Source organism: Brevibacterium sp. LS14 (assembly GCF_012027885.1).
Lineage (GTDB): Bacteria > Actinomycetota > Actinomycetes > Actinomycetales > Brevibacteriaceae > Brevibacterium > Brevibacterium casei.
This window is the reverse complement of sequence record NZ_SJXG01000060.1, coordinates 142,328-161,328: the sequence shown is the minus strand read 5'-3', so window position 1 is coordinate 161,328 and position 19,001 is coordinate 142,328. Positions and strand designations below refer to the sequence as shown.

At 68.3% G+C, this 19,001-nt stretch carries 15 protein-coding genes; 7 read left to right on the top strand and 8 right to left on the bottom strand.

The features are described from left to right. The first annotated feature begins 44 nt into the window (after nucleotides 1-44). Nucleotides 45-1,601, top strand: a complete 1,557-nt coding sequence (locus tag EZE58_RS15200; protein ID WP_167560866.1) for an L-lactate permease — start codon at nucleotides 45-47, stop codon at nucleotides 1,599-1,601. Between the two features lie 305 nt (nucleotides 1,602-1,906). Here the strand turns inward: EZE58_RS15200 and EZE58_RS15195 are convergent, their stop codons facing one another. After that, nucleotides 1,907-3,235, bottom strand: a complete 1,329-nt coding sequence (locus EZE58_RS15195) for a M24 family metallopeptidase (protein ID WP_095375487.1) — start codon at nucleotides 3,233-3,235, stop codon at nucleotides 1,907-1,909. Nucleotides 3,236-3,439: 204 nt separating this feature from the next. Between EZE58_RS15195 and EZE58_RS15190 the strand changes: the two genes are divergently transcribed. After that, nucleotides 3,440-3,925: an Lrp/AsnC family transcriptional regulator gene (locus EZE58_RS15190; RefSeq protein WP_095375486.1), complete on the top strand. Its 486-nt coding sequence runs from the start codon at nucleotides 3,440-3,442 to the stop codon at nucleotides 3,923-3,925. Continuing rightward, nucleotides 3,922-5,313, top strand: coding sequence for an aspartate aminotransferase family protein (locus tag EZE58_RS15185; RefSeq protein ID WP_051995511.1), 1,392 nt, complete (start codon nucleotides 3,922-3,924; stop codon nucleotides 5,311-5,313). Before EZE58_RS15190 ends, EZE58_RS15185 begins: the two co-directional genes overlap by 4 nt. A gap of 150 nt (nucleotides 5,314-5,463) precedes the next feature. Here the strand turns inward: EZE58_RS15185 and EZE58_RS15180 are convergent, their stop codons facing one another. Further along, entirely contained in the window at nucleotides 5,464-6,846 is a 1,383-nt protein-coding gene (locus tag EZE58_RS15180; protein ID WP_063250150.1) for a glycine--tRNA ligase, read from the bottom strand. A gap of 337 nt (nucleotides 6,847-7,183) precedes the next feature. Between EZE58_RS15180 and EZE58_RS15175 the strand changes: the two genes are divergently transcribed. Next, nucleotides 7,184-8,974: a DEAD/DEAH box helicase gene (locus EZE58_RS15175; protein ID WP_095375485.1), complete on the top strand. Its 1,791-nt coding sequence runs from the start codon at nucleotides 7,184-7,186 to the stop codon at nucleotides 8,972-8,974. A 345-nt stretch (nucleotides 8,975-9,319) separates the two neighbouring features. Here the strand turns inward: EZE58_RS15175 and EZE58_RS15170 are convergent, their stop codons facing one another. The 4 genes from EZE58_RS15170 to EZE58_RS15155 form a co-directional block, all read right to left on the bottom strand. Beyond that, entirely contained in the window at nucleotides 9,320-10,105 is a 786-nt protein-coding gene (locus EZE58_RS15170; protein ID WP_009377064.1) for an isoprenyl transferase, read from the bottom strand. After that, the gene (gene recO / locus EZE58_RS15165) at nucleotides 10,102-10,830 is read right to left on the bottom strand and encodes a DNA repair protein RecO (RefSeq protein WP_009377063.1); all 729 of its coding nucleotides are present in this window, start codon (nucleotides 10,828-10,830) and stop codon (nucleotides 10,102-10,104) included. Before recO ends, EZE58_RS15170 begins: the two co-directional genes overlap by 4 nt. A 65-nt stretch (nucleotides 10,831-10,895) precedes the next feature. Then, a complete protein-coding gene (gene leuA / locus EZE58_RS15160) occupies nucleotides 10,896-12,659 on the bottom strand; it encodes a 2-isopropylmalate synthase (protein ID WP_009377062.1) in 1,764 nt (587 codons plus the stop codon). A gap of 255 nt (nucleotides 12,660-12,914) precedes the next feature. Continuing rightward, nucleotides 12,915-14,081: a DUF6636 domain-containing protein gene (locus EZE58_RS15155; RefSeq protein WP_164672034.1), complete on the bottom strand. Its 1,167-nt coding sequence runs from the start codon at nucleotides 14,079-14,081 to the stop codon at nucleotides 12,915-12,917. Nucleotides 14,082-14,142: 61 nt separating this feature from the next. Here EZE58_RS15155 and EZE58_RS15150 point away from each other — a divergent pair, with 61 nt between their 5' ends. Next, nucleotides 14,143-14,922, top strand: coding sequence for a L,D-transpeptidase family protein (locus tag EZE58_RS15150; protein ID WP_009377058.1), 780 nt, complete (start codon nucleotides 14,143-14,145; stop codon nucleotides 14,920-14,922). Beyond that, nucleotides 14,922-15,485 (top strand): hypothetical protein, encoded by a 564-nt coding sequence (locus EZE58_RS15145; protein WP_119296331.1) that lies wholly within the window; start codon nucleotides 14,922-14,924, stop codon nucleotides 15,483-15,485. The genes EZE58_RS15150 and EZE58_RS15145 overlap by 1 nt, the downstream gene beginning before the upstream one ends. Here the strand turns inward: EZE58_RS15145 and EZE58_RS15140 are convergent. Continuing rightward, nucleotides 15,448-16,119, bottom strand: coding sequence for an NAD(P)-dependent oxidoreductase (locus EZE58_RS15140; protein ID WP_131247789.1), 672 nt, complete (start codon nucleotides 16,117-16,119; stop codon nucleotides 15,448-15,450). The genes EZE58_RS15145 and EZE58_RS15140 overlap by 38 nt on opposite strands. 59 nt (nucleotides 16,120-16,178) lie before the next feature. After that, a complete protein-coding gene (locus EZE58_RS15135) occupies nucleotides 16,179-17,936 on the bottom strand; it encodes an N-acetylmuramoyl-L-alanine amidase (protein WP_167560863.1) in 1,758 nt (585 codons plus the stop codon). Between the two features lie 157 nt (nucleotides 17,937-18,093). Here EZE58_RS15135 and EZE58_RS15130 point away from each other — a divergent pair, with 157 nt between their 5' ends. Beyond that, nucleotides 18,094-18,975 (top strand): DUF817 domain-containing protein, encoded by an 882-nt coding sequence (locus tag EZE58_RS15130; protein WP_009377045.1) that lies wholly within the window; start codon nucleotides 18,094-18,096, stop codon nucleotides 18,973-18,975. Nucleotides 18,976-19,001: the final 26 nt, after the last annotated feature.

The window sequence follows — 19,001 nt, the reverse complement described above, 5'->3', positions numbered from 1 at the left end:
TAGTGTATTCTCAGATAGTAGATTTCGATCCATGATGAGCGAAAATGCCCGGTGTCCTTGCGCTCTCCCCTCTTGCCCTCGTGATCGTCCTCCTCGCCGTCCGGGTTCCGACATGGATCTCGGCGGCGGCAGGACTCCTCGGGTCGGTCGTCTGTGCGCTCCTCGCATTCCCCACACCGCTTGCCGTCTTCGCCGCCGCCGGCACGGAGTACTTCCCGCTCGTCGTCGAAGTCGCCCTCATCCTCCTCTTCGGCATGATGCTCGCCGCGATCCTCGAGGCCAGCGGGGCCATGCGCGCACTCTCCGGCTGGGTCGAGGCGACCGTGCCGAGTCGATCGATCGGCGTCGCCCTCGTCGTCTTCGGGATCGTCCCCTTCGCCGAGTCCGTCACCGGCTTCGGCATCGGTGTGACGATCGGCGTGCCGGTGCTGCGCCACCTCGGCTGCTCGATCCGCCATTCCGCGCTCTTCGGCCTCCTCGGGCTCGTCGCCGTCCCCTGGGGTGCGCTCGGCCCGGGCACGACCGTCGCTGCCGCGCTCGCCGACCTCGACGTCGACGCGCTTGGCCTGACGACGGCCTGGATCAATGCGATCCCCATCGCCGTCGTCCTCGTCGCGATCATCGTCCTCGCTCGCCCGAAGCCCCTCAGCGCCCTCGGCATGGCAACTGCCGCCGGACTGCTCTGGGCCGGCATCCTGGCTTCGAACGCCCTGCTCGGCATGGCCCCGGCCGGCATCGTCGGCTCGCTCCTCGTCATCGCCGGCATCGGCCTGCCCCTGTCGATCCGCAGCCGCTTCGCCGGGATGGACCGCAGGCTCGGCCGCGCGGTGCTGCCGTATGCGACACTCACGGTCGGCATCCTCCTCGCCCGGGAGCTCTACGCGCTCGCTCCGTCGCCCCTCACCGACATCGTCTCCTCTCCCCCGTTCTGGCTCGCGGTCGCCTGCCTCGTCGCCGTCCTCGTCGCCCGGGGCCGGGGGCGAGCGCGCGGGGCGAGCGCCGGGCCGGCGGACGATGCGGGATCGGACGACGAGGCCGAAACGACTGGGGCTGCCAGACCGACGGACGCCGAGGCCGGCGAAACGGCGGACGCAGGCGACTCCGGCACCGACCCTGACCCAGCCGCCGCCTCGGCGAAGGAATCCCTGCGCCCGGTCGCGGCGTCCGCGGTCCGCGCATGGGTCCCCATCGGGGCGGCGACGGCGGCGTTCATGGTCATGGGCTGGGTGATGACGACGAGCGGGATGAGCGACGCGATCGGCGCACTCGTCCCCGCCGGCCTCCTCCTCGTCACTCCGTGGCTGACCACGGTCGGGGCGGTCCTCACCGGGTCGAACACGGGCAGCAACGCGATGTTCTCGGGCACCCTCGCCTCGGCGGCCGACGCGGCAGGGGCCCCGGCGATGACGGTCGTCGCCGCCGGAAATGTCGCAGGCTCCTTCGCCGCCCTGGCCGCGCCCCCGCGCGTCGCGATGTCCGTCCAGCTCTCCGGCGGCACCGGCGCGGATCCCCGCGACGGATCGTGGGTGCTCGGCCGCGCGGCGCTCATCGTCGCGATCAACGCGCTCGCCGTCGGCCTCTGGCTGCAGTTCCTCGGCTGACTTCCTTCGACGACATCACGCCGCGTCACAGTTCGCCCCCGCAGGCGCACGCCCTACCCGAAGCGGCACCTCCACCCCGCAACCGCACGTCCTCCCCGTGACAACACCCCCTCGTCGTCGGTTCACAGACAACCCTCCGCTCGGCACGTCATCCCCTCAGCGACGAAACCTCCCCGTGCACGCGTAGGAAATACCGCTCCGGGTGCCGGGTGCGTGCATCCCCGCCGAGGTGGTCGTCCCGTCCGGCGCCACCAACCCGCCGAGGTGGTTCGACAGATCGTCGCCCTCGCCGGTCCCATGCCGGCTCAGAGCCGGATGAGTTCGCGCGGGAAGTCCGTGAAGGTGTCGACACCGGAGTCGGTGACGAGGATCGACTCGGAGAGTTCATAGCCGTAGCCGTTCATCCACATCCCGCAGATGAGGTGGAAGGTCATGCCCGCCTCGAGGATCTGGTCGTCCTCCGTCCGGATCGAGATCGTCCGCTCACCCCAGTCCGGCGGATAGCCGATGCCGATCGAGTACCCCAGCCGACTCGGCTTCTCGAGCCCGCCACGCGCAAGCACCCGATTCCACGTCCGGGCGAGCTCGGCGGTCGGAACGCCTGGGGCGGCGACGTCGAGCACGGCCGCGAGCGCCTCGGCGACGACCCCCTCGAGGCGGACGAGCTCCTGCTTCGGACGCCCCACCACGGCAGTGCGCGCCAAGGGGACATGGTAGCGGCGGTGGACGCCGGCGAGTTCGATGCTCACCGACTCATCGGCGGCGAAGGTCCGATCCGTCCAGCTCAGGTGCGGAGTGTCAGCGCTCTCACCGGTGGGCATGAGCGGGACGATCGCCGGATAATCACCCCACGACGGCCCGCTCCCCCGCGCCTGCGCGGCGGAGATCGCGGCGGCGACCTCGTGCTGGCCGACCCCCTGCCCGACCGTGCCGAGGGCTGCGTCCATCGCCGCGCTCGTCACTTCGGCGGCCCGGTGCATGAGGGCGAGCTCGTCAGCGGACTTGATCGCCCGGATCCAGTTGACGAGCTCGAACGAGTCGACGAGACGCCACTCGGGCACACCGTTGACGAGCGCCCGAAAGGCGCGCGGGGAGAAGAAGTGCGAATCCATCTCGACCCCGACCGGCGAGGACGAGGCCCGGGCGACCTCCCACCGCTGACGGAGCGCGAAGGCGACCCAGTCGAAGGGGTGGATGTGCGGGCGCTGAACGTAGCGCTCGGGGTAGCCGACGATGTCCTCGGGCGGCAGCCACGAGGTGTGGGAGGCCCCGCGGGCGTCCATGTCGCGCAGGAAGAGCGTGAGCGGACCCGAGGAGGGGACGAAGAGCAGCTGCGGTGTGTAGAACGACCACGCGTTGTAGCCGGTGAGGTAGTAGATGTTGGCCGGATCGGTGACGATGAGCGCCGAGAGTCCCTGATCGCTCATCCGTCCGCGCACCGCGGCGATCCGGGCGAGGTACTCCTCCGGGGAGAACCCGAGGTTCTGCGCCCCGATCGTGTCGACCTCCCCCGGCGTCGGCTGCGGGCGCGAGCGCACCGCCTGCCCCGCACCGCCCTGCTCGGATCCCGGCCGCATTCCCTGGACGTCGGGACGGTCCGCCTCGCCGCCGGTGAACAGCTCGCCTTCATTCATGCCCTCAGTGTGGTGATCGCGCTCACACGGTGTCAATGACGGTCCGCGAGCGTGTCGACGGGCACCGCCTGCACCTCGGATCGCCACGCATTGACGGATACAGAATGAAATTTCAACACAATCAACTGAATCCGCACAGCGGACTACGCATTCCGACTGATTCAATGGTAGATTGATCTGAGACTCACATCACGGAGGTGAAGAATGGCCCACTCGCTGCCGAGCGGAAGCAGTCACCGCCTGGGCAACCTCGACGAGAAGTCCAAGGCGATCATCGTCGAACTCCAGCATGACGGACGCAAGTCCTACTCTGCCATCGGGAAGTCCGTCGGACTCTCCGAGGCGGCCGTGCGACAGAGGGTGTCGAGGCTCATCGACTCCGGCGTGATGGAGATCGTGGCCGTGACCGACCCGCTCAGTCTCGGCTTCGCCCGACAGGCCATGGTGGGAGTGAAGGTCCGCGGAGACATCTCGAAGGTCGCCGACAGGCTGCACGGGTACGACGAGATCGACTACCTCGTCGTCACCGCGGGGTCGTTCGACCTCCTTGTGGAGATCGTCTGCGAATCGGACCGACACCTCATCGATTTCGTCAACAGGGAGCTCCGGTCGATCGACGCGGTCGTCGACACAGAGCTCTTCATGTACCTCTCACTCGAAAAGCAAAAATACAATTGGGGGACACGATGACAGACAATGTCACCAGAGCCGGCACTCCGTATCAGGAAGCCGTGCGCAACAACGTGTGGATGCATATGGCTCCGCACCAGGCCCTGTTCAACGGCGGACAGGCACCGATCATCACCCGCGGCGAAGGCCACTACATCTTCGACGATCAGGGCAAGCGCTACATCGACGGCCTCGCCGGTCTCTTCACCGTCCAGGTCGGACACGGTCGCGAGGAGATCGCGAAGGCGATGTACGACCAGACCATGAAGCTGCCCTTCATGCCGCTGTGGTCCTTCGCCCACCCGCAGGCCATCGAGCTCTCCGAGCGCCTCGCCTCCTACGCCCCCGGCGACCTCAACCGCGTCTTCCTCACCTCCGGCGGCGGCGACTCCGTCGAGTCCGCGATGAAGCTTGCGAAGAACTACTTCAAGCTCACCGGCAAGCCCGGCAAGCACAAGATCATCTCCCGTGCCACCGCCTACCACGGCACCCCGCACGGCGCCCTGTCCGTGACCTCCCTGCCGGGCCTGCGGGAGCAGTTCGCCCCGCTCGTCCCCGGTGCCCACAAGGTCCCGAACACGAACTTCTACCGCGCGCCCGAACCGTACGCGCACGATGAGAAGGCCTTCGGCCGCTGGGCCGCCGACCGCATCGCCGAGGCGATCGAATTCGAGGGTGCCGACTCCGTCGCCGCCGTCTTCCTCGAGCCCGTGCAGAACTCCGGCGGCTGCTTCCCGCCGCCTCCCGGATACTTCGAGCGCGTGCGCGAGATCTGCGACGAGAACGATGTCCTCCTCGTCTCCGATGAGACGATCTGCGCCTACGGTCGCATCGGCGACATGTTCGCGTGCAACGACTTCGGCTACGTCCCCGACATCATTACCAGCGCCAAGGGCATCACCTCGGGCTATGCTCCGCTCGGTGCGATGATCGCCTCGGACCGCCTCTTCGAGCCCTTCGGTCCCGGCGGCGACGCGACCTACTACCACGGCTACACCTTCGGCGGTCACCCCGTCGCCTGTGCCGCTGCGATGGCGAACTTCGACGTCTTCGAGAACGAGAAGCTCAACGACCACGTGCACGAGAACGCCGGTGCGTTCAAGTTCACGCTCGAGAAGCTCAAGGACCTCCCGATCGTCGGCGACGTCCGCGGTGAGGGCTTCTTCTACGGCATCGAACTCGTCAAGGACAAGGACACGAAGGAGTCCTTCACCGAAGAGGAGTCGGAGCGGATCCTCAAGAACTTCGTCTCGGCGAAGATGTACGAGAACGGCCTCTACTGCCGTGCCGACGACCGTGGCGACCCGGTCATCCAGCTCTCGCCCCCGCTGACCGTCGGTCAGAAGGAGTTCGACGAGATGGAGCAGATCATCCGCGGCGTCCTCCAGGAAGCCTGGACGATGTTCTGATCGTCACTCGCACGACGACGGCCTCGGCACCTTGTGAAAGGTGGCGAGGCCGTCGTCGTCGGTGCCGGGGCAGGGCCGCTGTCAGGTTCTCGCCCCGCCGAGGCGGTCGCACGGCTGCGGCGGACCCTCCGTGCCGTGCGACCGTGGAGCTCAGGCCCCGCCGAGGTGGTCGGCGAGGTAGGACTCGACCTGATCGAGGCTCACGCGCTCCTGGCTCATGTCGTCGCGCTTGCGGATCGTCACCGCACCGTCGTCGAGGGAGTCGAAGTCGTACGTGATGCACAGCGGGGTGCCGATCTCGTCCTGGCGGCGGTAGCGGCGACCGATCGCCCCGGCGTCGTCGAAGTCGATGTTCCAGCGACTGCGCAGGCGGGCGGCCAGAGCCTTCGCTTCGGGAGTGAGCTTCTCGTTGCGGCTGAGCGGAAGCACGGCCGCCTTGACCGGGGCGAGGCGCGGATCGAGCTTGAGCACGATGCGGGTGTCGGTGCCGCCCTTGGTGTTCGGCGCCTCGTCCTCGGTGTAGGCGTCGATGAGGAAGGCCATCATCGACCGGGTGAGGCCGAACGCGGGCTCGATGACGTAGGGCGTGTAGCGGTCGCCGCTGGCCTGGTCGAAGTACTGCAGCTTCGCCCCCGACGCCTCGGTGTGGGTGCTCAGGTCGTAGTCGGTGCGGTTGGCCACCCCCATGAGCTCACCCCACTCCGAGCCCTGGAATCCGAAGCGGTACTCGATGTCGATGGTGCCTGCCGAGTAGTGGGCGCGCTCGTCCTCGGGGACGTCGAAGCGGCGCATGTTCTCTTCGCTCAGGCCCAGGCCGAGGAACCAGTTCCAGCAGTCCTCGACCCATTCGTCGAAGAGGGCGGGAGCGTCGTCGGGGTGGACGAAGTACTCGAGCTCCATCTGCTCGAACTCACGGGTGCGGAAGATGAAGTTGCCGGGCGTGATCTCGTTGCGGAAGGACTTGCCGATCTGCCCGATTCCGAACGGCGGCTTCTTCCTTGATGCGGTGAGCACGTTGTTGAAGTTGACGAAGATGCCCTGCGCGGTCTCCGGACGCAGGTAGTGCAGTCCGGCCTCGGACTCGACGGGGCCGAGGAACGTCTTGACGAGTCCCGAGAACTGCTGCGGCTCGGTCCACTGGCCGCGGGTGCCGCAGTCGGGGCACACGACGTCGGCCATCCCGTTCTCCGGAGCCTTTCCGTGCTTGGCCTCATAGGCCTCGATGAGGTGGTCCTCGCGGTGACGGTGATGGCAGTGGAGGCATTCGACGAGTGGGTCGACGAAGGTCTCGACGTGACCGGAGGCCTCCCACACGCGCTTGGGCAGGATGATCGACGAGTCGAGGCCGACGACGTCCTCGCGTCCGCGGACGAAGGTCTGCCACCACTGGGACTTGATGTTGTCCTTGAGTTCGACGCCGAGCGGGCCGTAGTCCCACGCCGAGCGGGAACCACCGTAGATCTCCCCTGCCTGGAAGACGAATCCTCTGCGCTTGGCCAGGGCGATGACGGCATCGAGCTTGGACTGTGCCACGGTTGACTCTCCTTGGTATCCGTTGCCGCCACGGCCGGCTGCCGTGGCGCACAGACTCCAGCCTATCGGGTCACGGCCGCCTCCAGGTGAAGCGCGGCAGGCGATGGAACTCACACCTCTTACGCAGGGTCGGGGCCGCCTCGGCGAGGATCGGCACGGTAGACTGGTCCCACACCCAAACCTTTCTCCGTACCGATGACTGTGCCCGCGCGCAGTCGGAAGGAAGCGTACGGTTCCGGCCCGGATTGCCAGTCATGATCGCACAAGCGGCCGCAGGGTAGATCGCCACTACAGTCATCTGCGATCAAGTGTGTGCCGACGTGAGAGAGAACCACTCATGACCGAAGAATCCACTCAAGAGACCACGCCGACGTTCGCCGAGCTCGGCCTCCATCCCGAGGTCCTGCGCGCCGTCGAAGCCCTCGGCTACGAATCGCCGTCCCCGATCCAGGCCGCGACGATCCCTGCGCTCGTCGCCGGTCGCGACGTCATCGGACTCGCGCAGACGGGTACGGGCAAGACCGCGGCGTTCGCGCTGCCGATCCTCTCCCACCTCGCCGAGGCGGGACGGGCATCGGACGGACCGTTCGCCCTCGTGCTCACCCCCACCCGTGAGCTCGCGCTCCAGGTCGCCGAGGCGTTCACCTCGTATGCGACGAACCTTGAGGACTTCTCGGTGCTCCCGATCTACGGCGGCCAGTCCTACGGTCCGCAGCTCGCCGGCCTCAAGCGCGGTGCGCAGGTCGTCGTCGGCACCCCCGGTCGCGTCATCGACCACCTCAAGCGGGGCTCGCTCAAGCTCGAGAACCTCCAGCACCTCGTCCTCGACGAGGCCGATGAGATGCTCAAGATGGGCTTCGCCGAGGACATCGAGGAGATCTTCAACGCCACCGGCGACTCGCGTCAGGTCGCTCTGTTCTCGGCCACGATGCCGACCTCGATCCACCGCCTGACCGGCAAGTACCTCAACGATCCCGAAGAGGTCCGGGTCGCGGCGAAGTCGCAGACCGGGTCGAACATCCGTCAGCGCTACCTCATGGTCCAGCACTCCCACAAGCTCGACGCGCTCACGCGCATCCTCGAGGTCGAGGAGTACGACGGCATTATCATGTTCGTCCGCACCAAGCAGGCGACCGAGGAGCTCGCGGAGAAGCTTCGGGCGCGCGGTTTCAAGGCCTCGGCGATCAACGGCGACATCCCGCAGCAGGCCCGTGAGCGCACGGTCGAGATGCTGCGCGAGGGCAAGATCGACATCCTCGTCGCCACCGACGTCGCCGCCCGTGGTCTCGACGTCGAGCGCATCTCGCTCGTCGTCAACTACGACATCCCCCACGACACGGAGTCCTACGTCCACCGCATCGGCCGCACCGGTCGCGCGGGACGCTCCGGTGAGGCGATCCTCTTCATCACCCCGCGTGAGCAGCGCCTGCTCGGCTCGATCGAGCGCGCGACGAAGCAGAAGGTCGAACCGCTCACTCTGCCCAGCGTCGAGGAGCTGACGAACACGCGCGTGGAGAAGTTCACCAAGCGCATCGACGACGCGCTCGCGACGACGGAGCTGAGCGAGCTCGCCACCGTCATCGAGCAGTACGAGCTCAGCCGCAACGTCCCCGCCACGGACATCGCCGCGGCACTGGCGTCGATGGTCCTCGAGTCGAACTCCCTCAAGGCCGAGCCGATGCCCGAGCCGACCCGCGGCAAGCAGGGCCGCGACCGTGACGGCAAGCCCGGCCGTGAGCGCGGCGGTCGCAGCCGCGAGGGCATGGTCACCTATCGTCTGGCCGTCGGCCGCAACGAGCGGGTGCAGCCCGGTTCGATCGTCGGAGCGATTGCGAACGAGGGCGGCATCACCTCGAAGCAGATCGGGCACATCGACATCCGCTCGAACCACACCCTCGTCGACCTGCCCGCGGATCTCGATCCGGGTGTGCTCAAGAAGCTTGCGAACACGGAGATCCAGGGCCGCCCGATCGACATCCGTCCCGACTCCGGTCGTCCGGGACGCCCGTTCAAGAAGCGCAACTTCGACAAGCAGCCCGGCGACAACCGCAACTTCCGCGGCGACCGCCGAGGCGGCGGGAAGAAGTTCGGCGGCCGCGACCGGGACCGCTCGCGCGACCGGTACTGATCTCGCGTCAGTAGCCGGCGCTCTCCGCTTGACGGTCGGCGCCTGGTATTGAGTCGGTGTTCTCAGCGTCAGGGTCGGCGCCCGGTACTGAGCCGGCACACAGCCAGAAGGGGCCCGCAGCATTCGTGCTGTGGGCCCCTCGCGCTGTGCGGAACGGCCTCTTCTGCTGAAGTTCCGCCCAGGACGGGGGCCGCCTCAGCAGAGAGAGCACTCTCCCGATGTCCACGTTTCGACTCTGAGTCACTTTTCGCCCGATCGGTCGGGGCATGCCCCGACCGATCGGGCGAAAAGTGACTCACACCGGCGACGCTCGGGCAGAACCCGATCGTCCCGGCGGAAAGTGACTCAGCCTGCGGTCTCCCCCGGCCGGTCGACGGCCCCGCCGAAGCGCCGGTCGCGGCGCGCGTACTCCTCGATCGCCGCCCACAGCGTGCGCCGGTCGACGTCAGGCCAGAGCACGTCCTGGAAGACCATCTCCGCATACGCGGACTGCCAGAGGAGGAAGTTCGAGGTCCGCTGCTCGCCGGAGGACCGGAGGAAGAGGTCGACGTCGGGCACCTGCGGCGCGTAGAGGCGGGAGCGGATCGTCTTCTCGCTCACCTTCCCGGGCTTGAGCTTTCCCGTCGCCACCTCGGCGGTGATGGCGTTGACGGCGTCGACGATCTCCGACCGACCGCCGTAGTTGACGCAGAACTGCAGGGTCAGACCTGTGTTGTGCTTGGTCATCTCGGCCGCGGTCTCGAGTTCATCGATGACGGACCGCCACAGGCGACCTCGCCGGCCGGCCCAGACGATGCGCACCCCGAGCGCGTTGAGCTCGTCCCGGCGGCGGCGGATGACGTCGCGGTTGAAGCCCATGAGGAAGCGGACCTCCTCGGGTGAGCGCTTCCAGTTCTCCGTCGAGAACGCGTACGCCGAGAGATAGTCGACGCCGATCTCGATCGCCCCGTGGATGACGTCGAGCAGGGACGCCTCTCCGGCCTTGTGGCCTTCGGTGCGCGGCAGCCCGCGTTCGTTGGCCCAGCGCCCGTTGCCGTCCATGACGACGGCGACGTGGGAGGGCACGAACTTCGGGTCGAGGCGCGGAGGTCTCGCCCCGCTCGGATGGGCGGGAGGGGCAGGGTAGGTCACGTGCGCTCCAGGACAGACAGTGATCGGATGTTGCGTTCGAGGTGCCACGACACCCAGTCCGAGACGAGCTTGGAGCCGTCGATCTGGTCGTGGAGGTCCGAGGCTTCGGCACTCTCCCAGTCCCCGGTGAGCAGGGCGGCGAGGTGGTCGAGCGCGTCGGTGTCGGGCAGGGCGGCCCCGCTCGGGCGGCATGCCGAGCACACGGCGCCGCCGAGCGCGGCCGAGAACGCTCGGTGTGGTCCCGGCGCCCCGCATTGGGCGCAGTCGAGCAGGCTCGGTGCCCAGCCGGCGACCGACATCGCCCGCAGCAGGTACGCGTCGAGGGCCAGCCTCGGCGGGTGCTCGCCCTTGCACAGGGAGCGGATCGCGGAGACGAGGAGGAGGAACTGGGCCCGGGAGACGGGTTCGGCCTCGGTGATGCTGCGGGCAGTCTCCGCCATCACCGAGGCGGCCGAATAGGCGTCGAAGTCCGCGCCGATGCCGCGGGCGAAGGGTTCGATGAGCTCGACCTGGGTGACGATGTCGAGGTTGCGTCCGATGTGGCACTGGACGTCGACGAGCATAAACGGCTCGAGGCGGGAGCCGAACCGCGACTTCGTGCGCCGGACTCCCTTCGCGACGGCACGGACGAGTCCGTGGCTGCGGGTGAGGACGGTGACGATGCGGTCCGCTTCGCCGAGCTTGTGGCCCGCGAGGACGATGCCTTCATCACGATAGCTGTGCACCGATCCATTATCGCAGAGCGCGGCAGGGAATGCCCTGCCGCGCCCTGTGAGTGTCGCCGCCCGGCTCACTCCTCGCGGTCGCGCACCGCTCGGTTGACCGCGGAGATGACCGCCTTGAGCGAGGCCTTCGTGATGTTCGGGTGGAGGCCCGCACCCCAGCGCACCCGGTCGTCGATGGCGAGTTCGACGTAGGCCGCGGCCGTCGTGTCCGCTCCTGATCCGATCGCGTGCTCCGTGTAGTCCTGGAGGCGCATGTCGAGGTCGAAGTTGTCGTTGAGCACGCGCACGAGGGCGTCGATCGGGCCCTTGCCCCGGCCTTCGTACGTCCGCTCCTGGCCGTCGACGATGAGGTCGACCTCGATCCGCTCGGAGGAGGTCGTGTCGTCGACGGCCCCGGACTCGGTGCGCAGCCCCACGATCTGGAAGCGGCCCCAGGTCTGGTCGGGGTTGTCGCTGGGCAGGTACTCGTGGTTGAAGATGCGCCGGATCTCCTCGGCGGTGAGCTCGCCTCCGGCCTCAGTGTGCTGCTGGACGGCCTTGGAGAACTCGACCTGCATCCGGCGCGGCAGATCGAGACCGTACTCGCTCTTGAGCAGGTAGGTCACGCCGCCTTTTCCCGACTGCGAGTTCACGCGGATGATCGCCTCGTACGAGCGGCCGAGATCCTTCGGGTCGACGGGCAGGTAGGGCATGTCCCATTCCATGAGGTCGACAGGGACCCCGTCGGCCTTCGCATTGCGCTCACGGTCGGCGAAGGCCTTGTTGATCGCATCCTGGTGCGAGCCGGAGAACGAGGTGAAGACGAGGTCGCCGCCGTAGGGGTGACGTTCGTGGACGCCGATCTGGTTGCATTCGGTGACCGTGTGGATGACCTCGTCGATGTCGGAGAAGTCGAGTTCGGGGTCGACGCCCTGCGTGTAGAGGTTGAGCGCGACGGTGACGAGGTCGAGGTTGCCGGTCCGCTCTCCGTTGCCGAACAGGCAGCCTTCGATCCGATCGGCGCCGGCCATGATGCCGAGCTCGGCCGCAGCGACCCCGGTCCCGCGGTCGTTGTGCGGGTGGAGGGAGACGGCCACCTCGTCGCGGTAGGGCATGTTCCGGCAGAACCATTCGATCTGGTCGGCGTACGTGTTCGGGGTGCCGCGTTCGACGGTGGCGGGCAGGTTGACGACGGTCTCGCGTCCGGCGGCGGGCTGCCACATGTCGAGGACGGAGCCGACGATGTCGAGAGCGAACTCGGGTTCGGTGTCGACGAAGATCTCCGGCGAGTACTGGTAGCCGAAGTCCGCGTCGCCGAGCAGCGTCTCGGCGTGCTTCATCACCGCCTGGGTTCCCTGCAGCGCGATGTCGCGGGTCTGGTCGAAGCCGTCGCCGTCGAAGCCGAAGACGACCTTGCGGAAGACCGGGGCGGTCGCATTGTAGAGGTGGACGGTGGGCATCTTCGCCCCGACGAGCGATTCGACGGTGCGTTCGATGAGGTCCTCGCGCGCCTGGGTGAGGACGGAGATCCGCACGTCGTCGGGGATCGCATCATCGTCGATGATCGAGCGGACGAAGTCGAAGTCGACCTGACTCGCCGCGGGGAACCCGACCTCGATCTCCTTGAACCCGAGTTTGACGAGGAGATCGAACATCCTCCGCTTGCGATCGGGGGTCATCGGGTCGATGAGCGCCTGGTTGCCGTCGCGCAGGTCGGTGCTCAGCCAGCGCGGGGCCTTCCGGATGACCTGGTCGGGCCAGGTGCGGTCGCGCATGTCGAGCGCGATCCGGTCCTGGAACGACTTGTACTTCTGGTACGGCATGGGGGTCGGCTGCTGCAGATTCATCATTCCTCGTCATCTCTCGTCGTGCGGATCAGCATGGAGGACTCCGCGACGAGGGCGCTGTCCGTTCAGGACTCGTCGCGGCACGGAAGGAGGATGAACCTGTGAGCCACGCCTCCACGGTAGACCGCCGACCCGCCGGGGCGAGCGCACTGTCCACATCTCAAGACACATGGCTCGTGATCCGACACCGTCCCCTGCCGCCGAGGCGGTCGACGGTCCCCGGGACCACCGCAGTCCCCGACGCCGCCGGGGCGGCCCTCAGTCCCCGAGGAAGTCGACCGAGGCTCGGCGAACCGTGAAGCCGACGCCGGTGGAGTCGGATGTGCACGTCATGCCGTCCTCGGCGGACGTGCATGTCATCCCCGAGGCCGAGATCGACTCTCCGTATCCGAGGACGCGCGCCGGCCCCGCGTTCTCCGGGGCCTCGACGCACGAGAACCCTGCGCCTTCGCCGTTGGCGACGACGACCGAGCCCCAGTTCTCCATCTGGCAGTCCTCGGGCCGTTCCGGAGGCGTGTAGTCGAAGGAGCTGATGACACAGCGAGCCCGCTCGGAGTCGATCGTGCACTCGATGTTGCCCGACGGCGAGGCGAAGGTCTCGACCGCGGCCGGTGGGCTCGACTTCTCAGGTCCCTCGGTCGGTTCGAGACTCGGGGCGGGGCTCGGACTCACCGGCCCCGAGGCGACGTCGTCCCTGCCCTGCATCGAATCCCAGACGATGTAGCCGACGATGCCGAGGGCGAGGACGAGAGCGATGGCCGCGAGGACCCACAGCCACGCCGGCACGCGCTTCGTCTCCGGCTCGCGCCGGTAGGGTCCCCCCGGACCGCTGCCGCCGCCGGCCCCCGTCGGACCCCCCGGACCGTAGCCGTCACCGCCGTAGCCGGCGGCGTACCCGGCACCTGCCGGAGGGACGGGAGTGCCGCCGCCCTGACCCTGCGACCCGTACCCTGCCCGACCCGGAGCGGCTGCCGCGCCGGAGGCCGCTGCCATGCCGGAGACCGCGGCGCCGAAGCCCTCGCCGCCGCGACCCGGACCTTCAGCTCCCCCGTTGTGCGGGGTTCCCTGCGGGTTCCATTGGCGCGGCGCCGAGGCGGCCTGCGCCTCGGCAATGTCTGATGCACTCGCCTTCCTCGGGGACGGTCCGGACTCCTCGGACTCCGGTCCCCCGGATCCTGCGCCCTCGGCGGCGAGCTGACGGAGTTCATCGAGGCTGAGGACCTCGGTGGCCTCAGTGCCGTCGGCGGAGACCATCGACCGCAGCCGTTGGATCTCCTCGGCCGACAGCGCCTGCGTCGATCCGTCGGCGTCGGCGGGCCTGTCCTGGCCGATGAAGAGCTGCGTGGTGATCGAATCCGGAGTCTCCTCGGCCGGTTTCCGGCGCCCGGGGCGCGGAGGATGGTTCGGCACGGGTGGAATGCTCATGGGAGCCATTTTCTCACAGACACGCACCCCGCCCGGGTCGCGCCCGTGAGAGGATGGCGTCATGGTCAGTGCTCGCACCCGCCTGTGCGCGGGCGTCGTCGGGCTCGCGTTCGTGCTCTCCTCGTGCGGGCCCGACGAGGAGCCCCCCGACACCGACCGGGGTCTCGCGGCTCCCGCTCAGCAGATGCGGACCGGCGACTTCGCCGTCCCCGCCCAGCTCGACCCCGGCGGTCAGGAGTCCGCCTCGGCGGCAGGACCGACGGTCCCGGGGCTCGGCCCTGAGACCTCGGCGCAGATCCCGGCCGGCACGACCCAGGTCATCGTCGTCAGCAGCCCCGACGTGCAGTCGGAGTCCGGTGAGCTCGCCTTCTACGAGCGCACGGACGAGACGTGGACGAAGCGGAAGACCTTCCCCACCCACAACGGCTCCAACGGCTGGCTCGCCGACCGCCGGGAAGGCGACAAGACGACCCCGAGCGGTGTCTTCACCCTCACCGATGCAGGCGGATACCGGAAGAACCCGGGAACGAAGCTGGACTACACGCGCGATGCCGGACTGCCCGCCTCGGCGACCGTCGCCTACGGGGAGGAGTACTCCCGCGTGTTCGACTACATCATCGCCATCGACTACAACCGCAAGCGCGGCACTCCGCCGACCGACCGGACGCGGCCCCTGGGCACGGAGAAGGGCGGCGGCATCTGGCTCCACCTCGACCACGACTCGGGCACGAACGGGTGCGTCACCCTCAAGGAGAAGGACCTCCTGTGGATCATGCGGACGATCGACCCGGAGGCGGACCCGCGCATCGCCATGGGTCCCGTGAGCGAACTGAGGGAATGATGCGCCGGATCACCATCGCCCTCGTCCAGACGATCAACGGCGCCTACGCCCACGACGGCTGGTCGACGGGGGTCTCGACGCCGACGGACTTCCGCTACTTCGTCGGACTGCGCAGGCGGGCGGGAGCGATCATCATCGACCGCCGTACCGCGCTCAACCCCCGGCTGCCGATGATCAACGCCCCCGGCAAAGCCCTCGAACACACCCCCGTCCACGTCCTCACGGAGTCCGACCCCGCTGAGCTCGCCCGGCAGCTCGCCGATCGGGGACTCGACTACCGTGCCGTGGGCTTCACCCCGAACTCCCTCGCCGAGGTGGTCGCCGGGCTCGCGTCGGACAGCGACGAGATCATGTGCGAATCCGGGCCCAACCTCGCCTATCGGATCCTCGAGCACTATCCGCACACGGAGCTGCATCTGAGCATCTCGCCGCGCTACCTCCGGGACGGTCTCACCCACTTCTCGGGGCTCGAGGCCGACATCCCCCTGCACGTGCGTGGGATCGAGCAGCTCGACGATCAGGTCGTCATCCGCTATGCGAAGGCGAAGCCCCCTCCTCAGTGAGCAGCGCGTCGGTCGGGGCGAGGTGGGTGATGACCTCGTCCGTGCCTGCAATGAGGATGCGCTCGGCGGCGCCGACGACGACGTCGATGCCGATCGTCTCGACCCCGCACTCGGTGTCGTTGCGCTCATCACCGTGGAGCGGAGCGAGGATGGTGAGCTCCCGGAACCGCACGGACGGGGACTCGGCGTCGGCGACGCGGATGAGCATCTGCTGGGCGGCCCCGAAGACGCTGATCGCCCCCGAGCCCACGCAGGCCTCGATGCTCGCGACGCCGTTGAACGCGAGGTGGGTGCCCACCCCGAGGTCTGCGGCGACCGCGCACGCGGAGAAGTGCGCGCGCAGGTACGAGTCGAAGTCGGCGTCGAAGGCGTCGATGCCGCGGCCGAGCATCGGCCCGTCGACGTACCAGCCGCCGACCGCAGCGATCTGCGCGTCGATGCTCAGTCCCACCTCGGCGAGCGCCTCCGTGACGGCGTGCGGTCGCTCGACCCAGTCGGGGACGACGAGTGGGGTGAAGTCCGCCGAGGCGGTCGGCGGAGTGCGGACGACGCCGACGACGTCATGGTCGCCGGACAGGCGTCGGGCCAGGCGGGAGCCCACCCAGCCGGAGGCGCCGAAGAGAAGGATGCGCATCAGCCCAGTCTAGGGGGCGGGCTCCCCCGGCGGACCCTGCCTCGCCTCTGACAGGATGCTCACCCGGCGAAGACCTTGACGCCCTCGCTCGCCGTGTACGTCATGTATCCCTTCTCGAAGTTCTGTCGGGTCTTGCCGTTCGAGGTGTACTCGCCGCTCGTCGGCAGGCCGAGGCTGCTGCGCTCCCAGCCGAGCGACTTCCACTTGCCGAGGAAACCGCCGCTGAGCGGCTGGCCCTTCGTCGTCGACGAGTACGTGATGATGCCGCCCGCGAAGTTCTGGTAGACCGCGTTCGAGCGGTACTTGAAGGTCACTTCGTCGCTCGTGGGGAACCCGAGCCTGCCCTTCTCGTAGCCGATCGCGCCGTACGCGGTCCTGATTCCGCCCTTGTTGAGGTGCGCCCCGCTCGCGCTCGACCAGTAGACCGTGCCCTTCGTGAAGTGCTGGTAGGCGCCGTCGGGATTCGACAGCGACCTCTCGGTGCCCGTCGGCTCCCCGGTCTGCGCCCGATGCGCACGGTAGTACACGCCGATCGCCCCCTTGGTGACGTAGCCGAGCGAGGACTGGAGGTTCGCCGCCGCGGTGCGGATCGACCCGAGCCGGTTGTAGAACGCCGTGCCCGGGCAGTCCGTATAGCTCGTGTCCCGGTGGCCGGAGACGGTCTTGAGCGTGACCGACTTCCCCTCCGGATACTTCGAGGTGCTCCCGCCGCCGGAGGTGAGCGTCATCGACCCTGTCGGTGAGAACGCGAACATGTTCGCCTTCCACGCGACGACCCGTTCGACGGCGCGCTGGGCGGCCGAGCTCGGGGCCGATCCGCTGTACGTCCCGAGGACGGCCACCCCGATCGTCCCCGAGTTGAAGCCCGAGGCGTGTGCCCCGGTGATCGCCTTGTCGATGCTGCCGGCACGGCCTTCGTAGATCGTGCCGAACCGGTCGACGAGGAAGTTGTAGCCGATGTCGCACCAGCCCCGGGACTGCGTGTGGAACGTGAGGTAGCCGCGGATGATGCCCGGTGCCTGGGCCTGCGTGTACGAATTCGACCCGGCCGTGTGGTGGAGGAAGACGCCCTTCGCGCTCGACGTCTGGTCCGACTGGCAGCGCACGAGGCTCTCATCCGCGCCCCACTCCTTGCGGGTGACGATGTTCGCCTTGAGTCCTTGGTCGTAGATCTGCGGGGACAGTCCCTGTGTCGGGTCCGGGGCCGGCGGCGGGTCGATCGCCTCATCCGCAACGGTGACCGGGGTCGAGACCGTCGTGATCTCGAGGTCCGTGGTCGCGGCCGAACCGTCGACGCTGCGCACCTCGACTCTCGAGGAGTCGAGGACGGGCACGGCCTCGGACTCACCGGAGACCGCTGCCGCCTGCTGCGCCTCGGCCGAGCCGTCGTCCGGCCCGCCTTCGTCCTCGACGCGAAGCTCCTCCCAGTCCGACCATGTCCCGGACTGCTTGTAGCGGATCTCGAGGCCCGGGTCGTCGCCGTTCCACGTCGCACCGAGGATGGTCACCTCGTCGGCGTCGAGGTCGATGCCCGTGACAGCGCCGGCACGGGCCGAATGCGTGGCGATCGCGGTGTCGCCGAGGTTCTTCGTCGCCGGTGGGTCCGAGGCGGCGCCTGAGCCGGAGCCGGAATCGGTCGCCGGTGGATCCGTCGGTTCGGAGCTCTCGGTGGGATCGGGGGTCGTCGCGGGTGCGGAGGTTCCCGGCGTGTCCTCGGGGCTGCCGAGTTCGGCGGCGAGCGCGGTCGTGCCGAGGGAGGCGGTGAGGGCGAGTGCAGTGGCGGCGGAGATGGTCAGTGACAGCGCTCGTGTGCGCATGATGCTTCCTCGCAGGTCGGTGACACCTGCGATGCTACCCGAGCTGTGAGCAGCTTGTGAAGAACCTCACGGTGCCGGGGGTCCCGCCGAGGCGCACCTCTGGCCTGGAACGATGACGGTAGTCTTGAGGCCTCCGACCGACCGCCGAAGGACCCCGATGACCTCTGACCGCGAGCTCACGCGGCTCGAACTCCTCCTCGATCGCTTCGCCAACCGCTGGCTGACCCGGGTGCCCACCGGAGTCCGGGAGTTCCTCGTCTTCGGGATCAAGCAGGCGTGGGCGTGCCTGTTCGGGGCGCTCATGCTCGCGGCCATCGTCGCCACGGCGTGGTGGTATCCCGACGGGGCGGCGCTCGACCGCAACGACCTTCTCGTCATCATCGCCGTGCTCATCCAGATCGGCATGCTCGCCTTCCGCCTCGAGACGGGTCGGGAGTTCCTCGTCATCGTCGTCTTCCACATCGTCGGCACGGGGATGGAGATCTTCAAGACCGCCGTCGGGTCGTGGAACTACGCCCCCGGCGGCGTCCTCCACATCGGCGCGGTCCCCCTGTTCACGGGATTCATGTACGCCGCCGTCGGGTCCTACATCGTCCGCGTCTACCGCCTCTTCGACCTCCGCTTCAGCCATTACCCGCCGAGGTGGATCACAGCGATCATCGCCGCCGCCATCTACCTCAACTTCTTCACCCACCATTGGCTGCCCGACATCCGTCTCGTCCTCGTCGCGGCCACGGTCATCGTCTACTTCCGCTGCACGATGCACTTCCGCGTCCACACCCGCACCCTGCGCATGCCGATCCTCCTCGCCTTCGTCCTCGTCGCCTTCTTCATCTGGATCGCGGAAAACATCGGCACAGCCGCGGGAGCCTGGCTCTACCCGTCCCAGGCCGGCGGCTGGGAGCTCGTGCCCGTGACAAAGCTCGTCGCGTGGTTCCTGCTCATGATGATCTCCGTCGTCCTCGTCACCTTCGTCTACCCGCCGCGGCCCCCGGAGGACCCGTCGGCCGGCGTCGATCCCGCCCGTTCCCGCCGGTGAGCACCTATACTCTGAGGTGACGCCGT

Bases quoted from the DNA above. Each gene is read 5' to 3' on its own strand.
- EZE58_RS15130 (WP_009377045.1), top strand. From the start codon at position 18,094: ATGACCTCTGACCGCGAGCTCACGCGGCTCGAACTCCTCCTCGATCGC.
- EZE58_RS15135 (WP_167560863.1), bottom strand. From the start codon at position 17,936: ATGCGCACACGAGCGCTGTCACTGACCATCTCCGCCGCCACTGCACTC.
- EZE58_RS15140 (WP_131247789.1), bottom strand. From the start codon at position 16,119: ATGCGCATCCTTCTCTTCGGCGCCTCCGGCTGGGTGGGCTCCCGCCTG.
- EZE58_RS15190 (WP_095375486.1), top strand. From the start codon at position 3,440: ATGGCCCACTCGCTGCCGAGCGGAAGCAGTCACCGCCTGGGCAACCTC.
- EZE58_RS15145 (WP_119296331.1), top strand. From the start codon at position 14,922: ATGCGCCGGATCACCATCGCCCTCGTCCAGACGATCAACGGCGCCTAC.
- EZE58_RS15155 (WP_164672034.1), bottom strand. From the start codon at position 14,081: ATGAGCATTCCACCCGTGCCGAACCATCCTCCGCGCCCCGGGCGCCGG.
- EZE58_RS15185 (WP_051995511.1), top strand. From the start codon at position 3,922: ATGACAGACAATGTCACCAGAGCCGGCACTCCGTATCAGGAAGCCGTG.
- leuA (WP_009377062.1), bottom strand. From the start codon at position 12,659: ATGATGAATCTGCAGCAGCCGACCCCCATGCCGTACCAGAAGTACAAG.
- EZE58_RS15195 (WP_095375487.1), bottom strand. From the start codon at position 3,235: ATGAATGAAGGCGAGCTGTTCACCGGCGGCGAGGCGGACCGTCCCGAC.
- EZE58_RS15175 (WP_095375485.1), top strand. From the start codon at position 7,184: ATGACCGAAGAATCCACTCAAGAGACCACGCCGACGTTCGCCGAGCTC.
- EZE58_RS15150 (WP_009377058.1), top strand. From the start codon at position 14,143: ATGGTCAGTGCTCGCACCCGCCTGTGCGCGGGCGTCGTCGGGCTCGCG.
- EZE58_RS15200 (WP_167560866.1), top strand. From the start codon at position 45: ATGCCCGGTGTCCTTGCGCTCTCCCCTCTTGCCCTCGTGATCGTCCTC.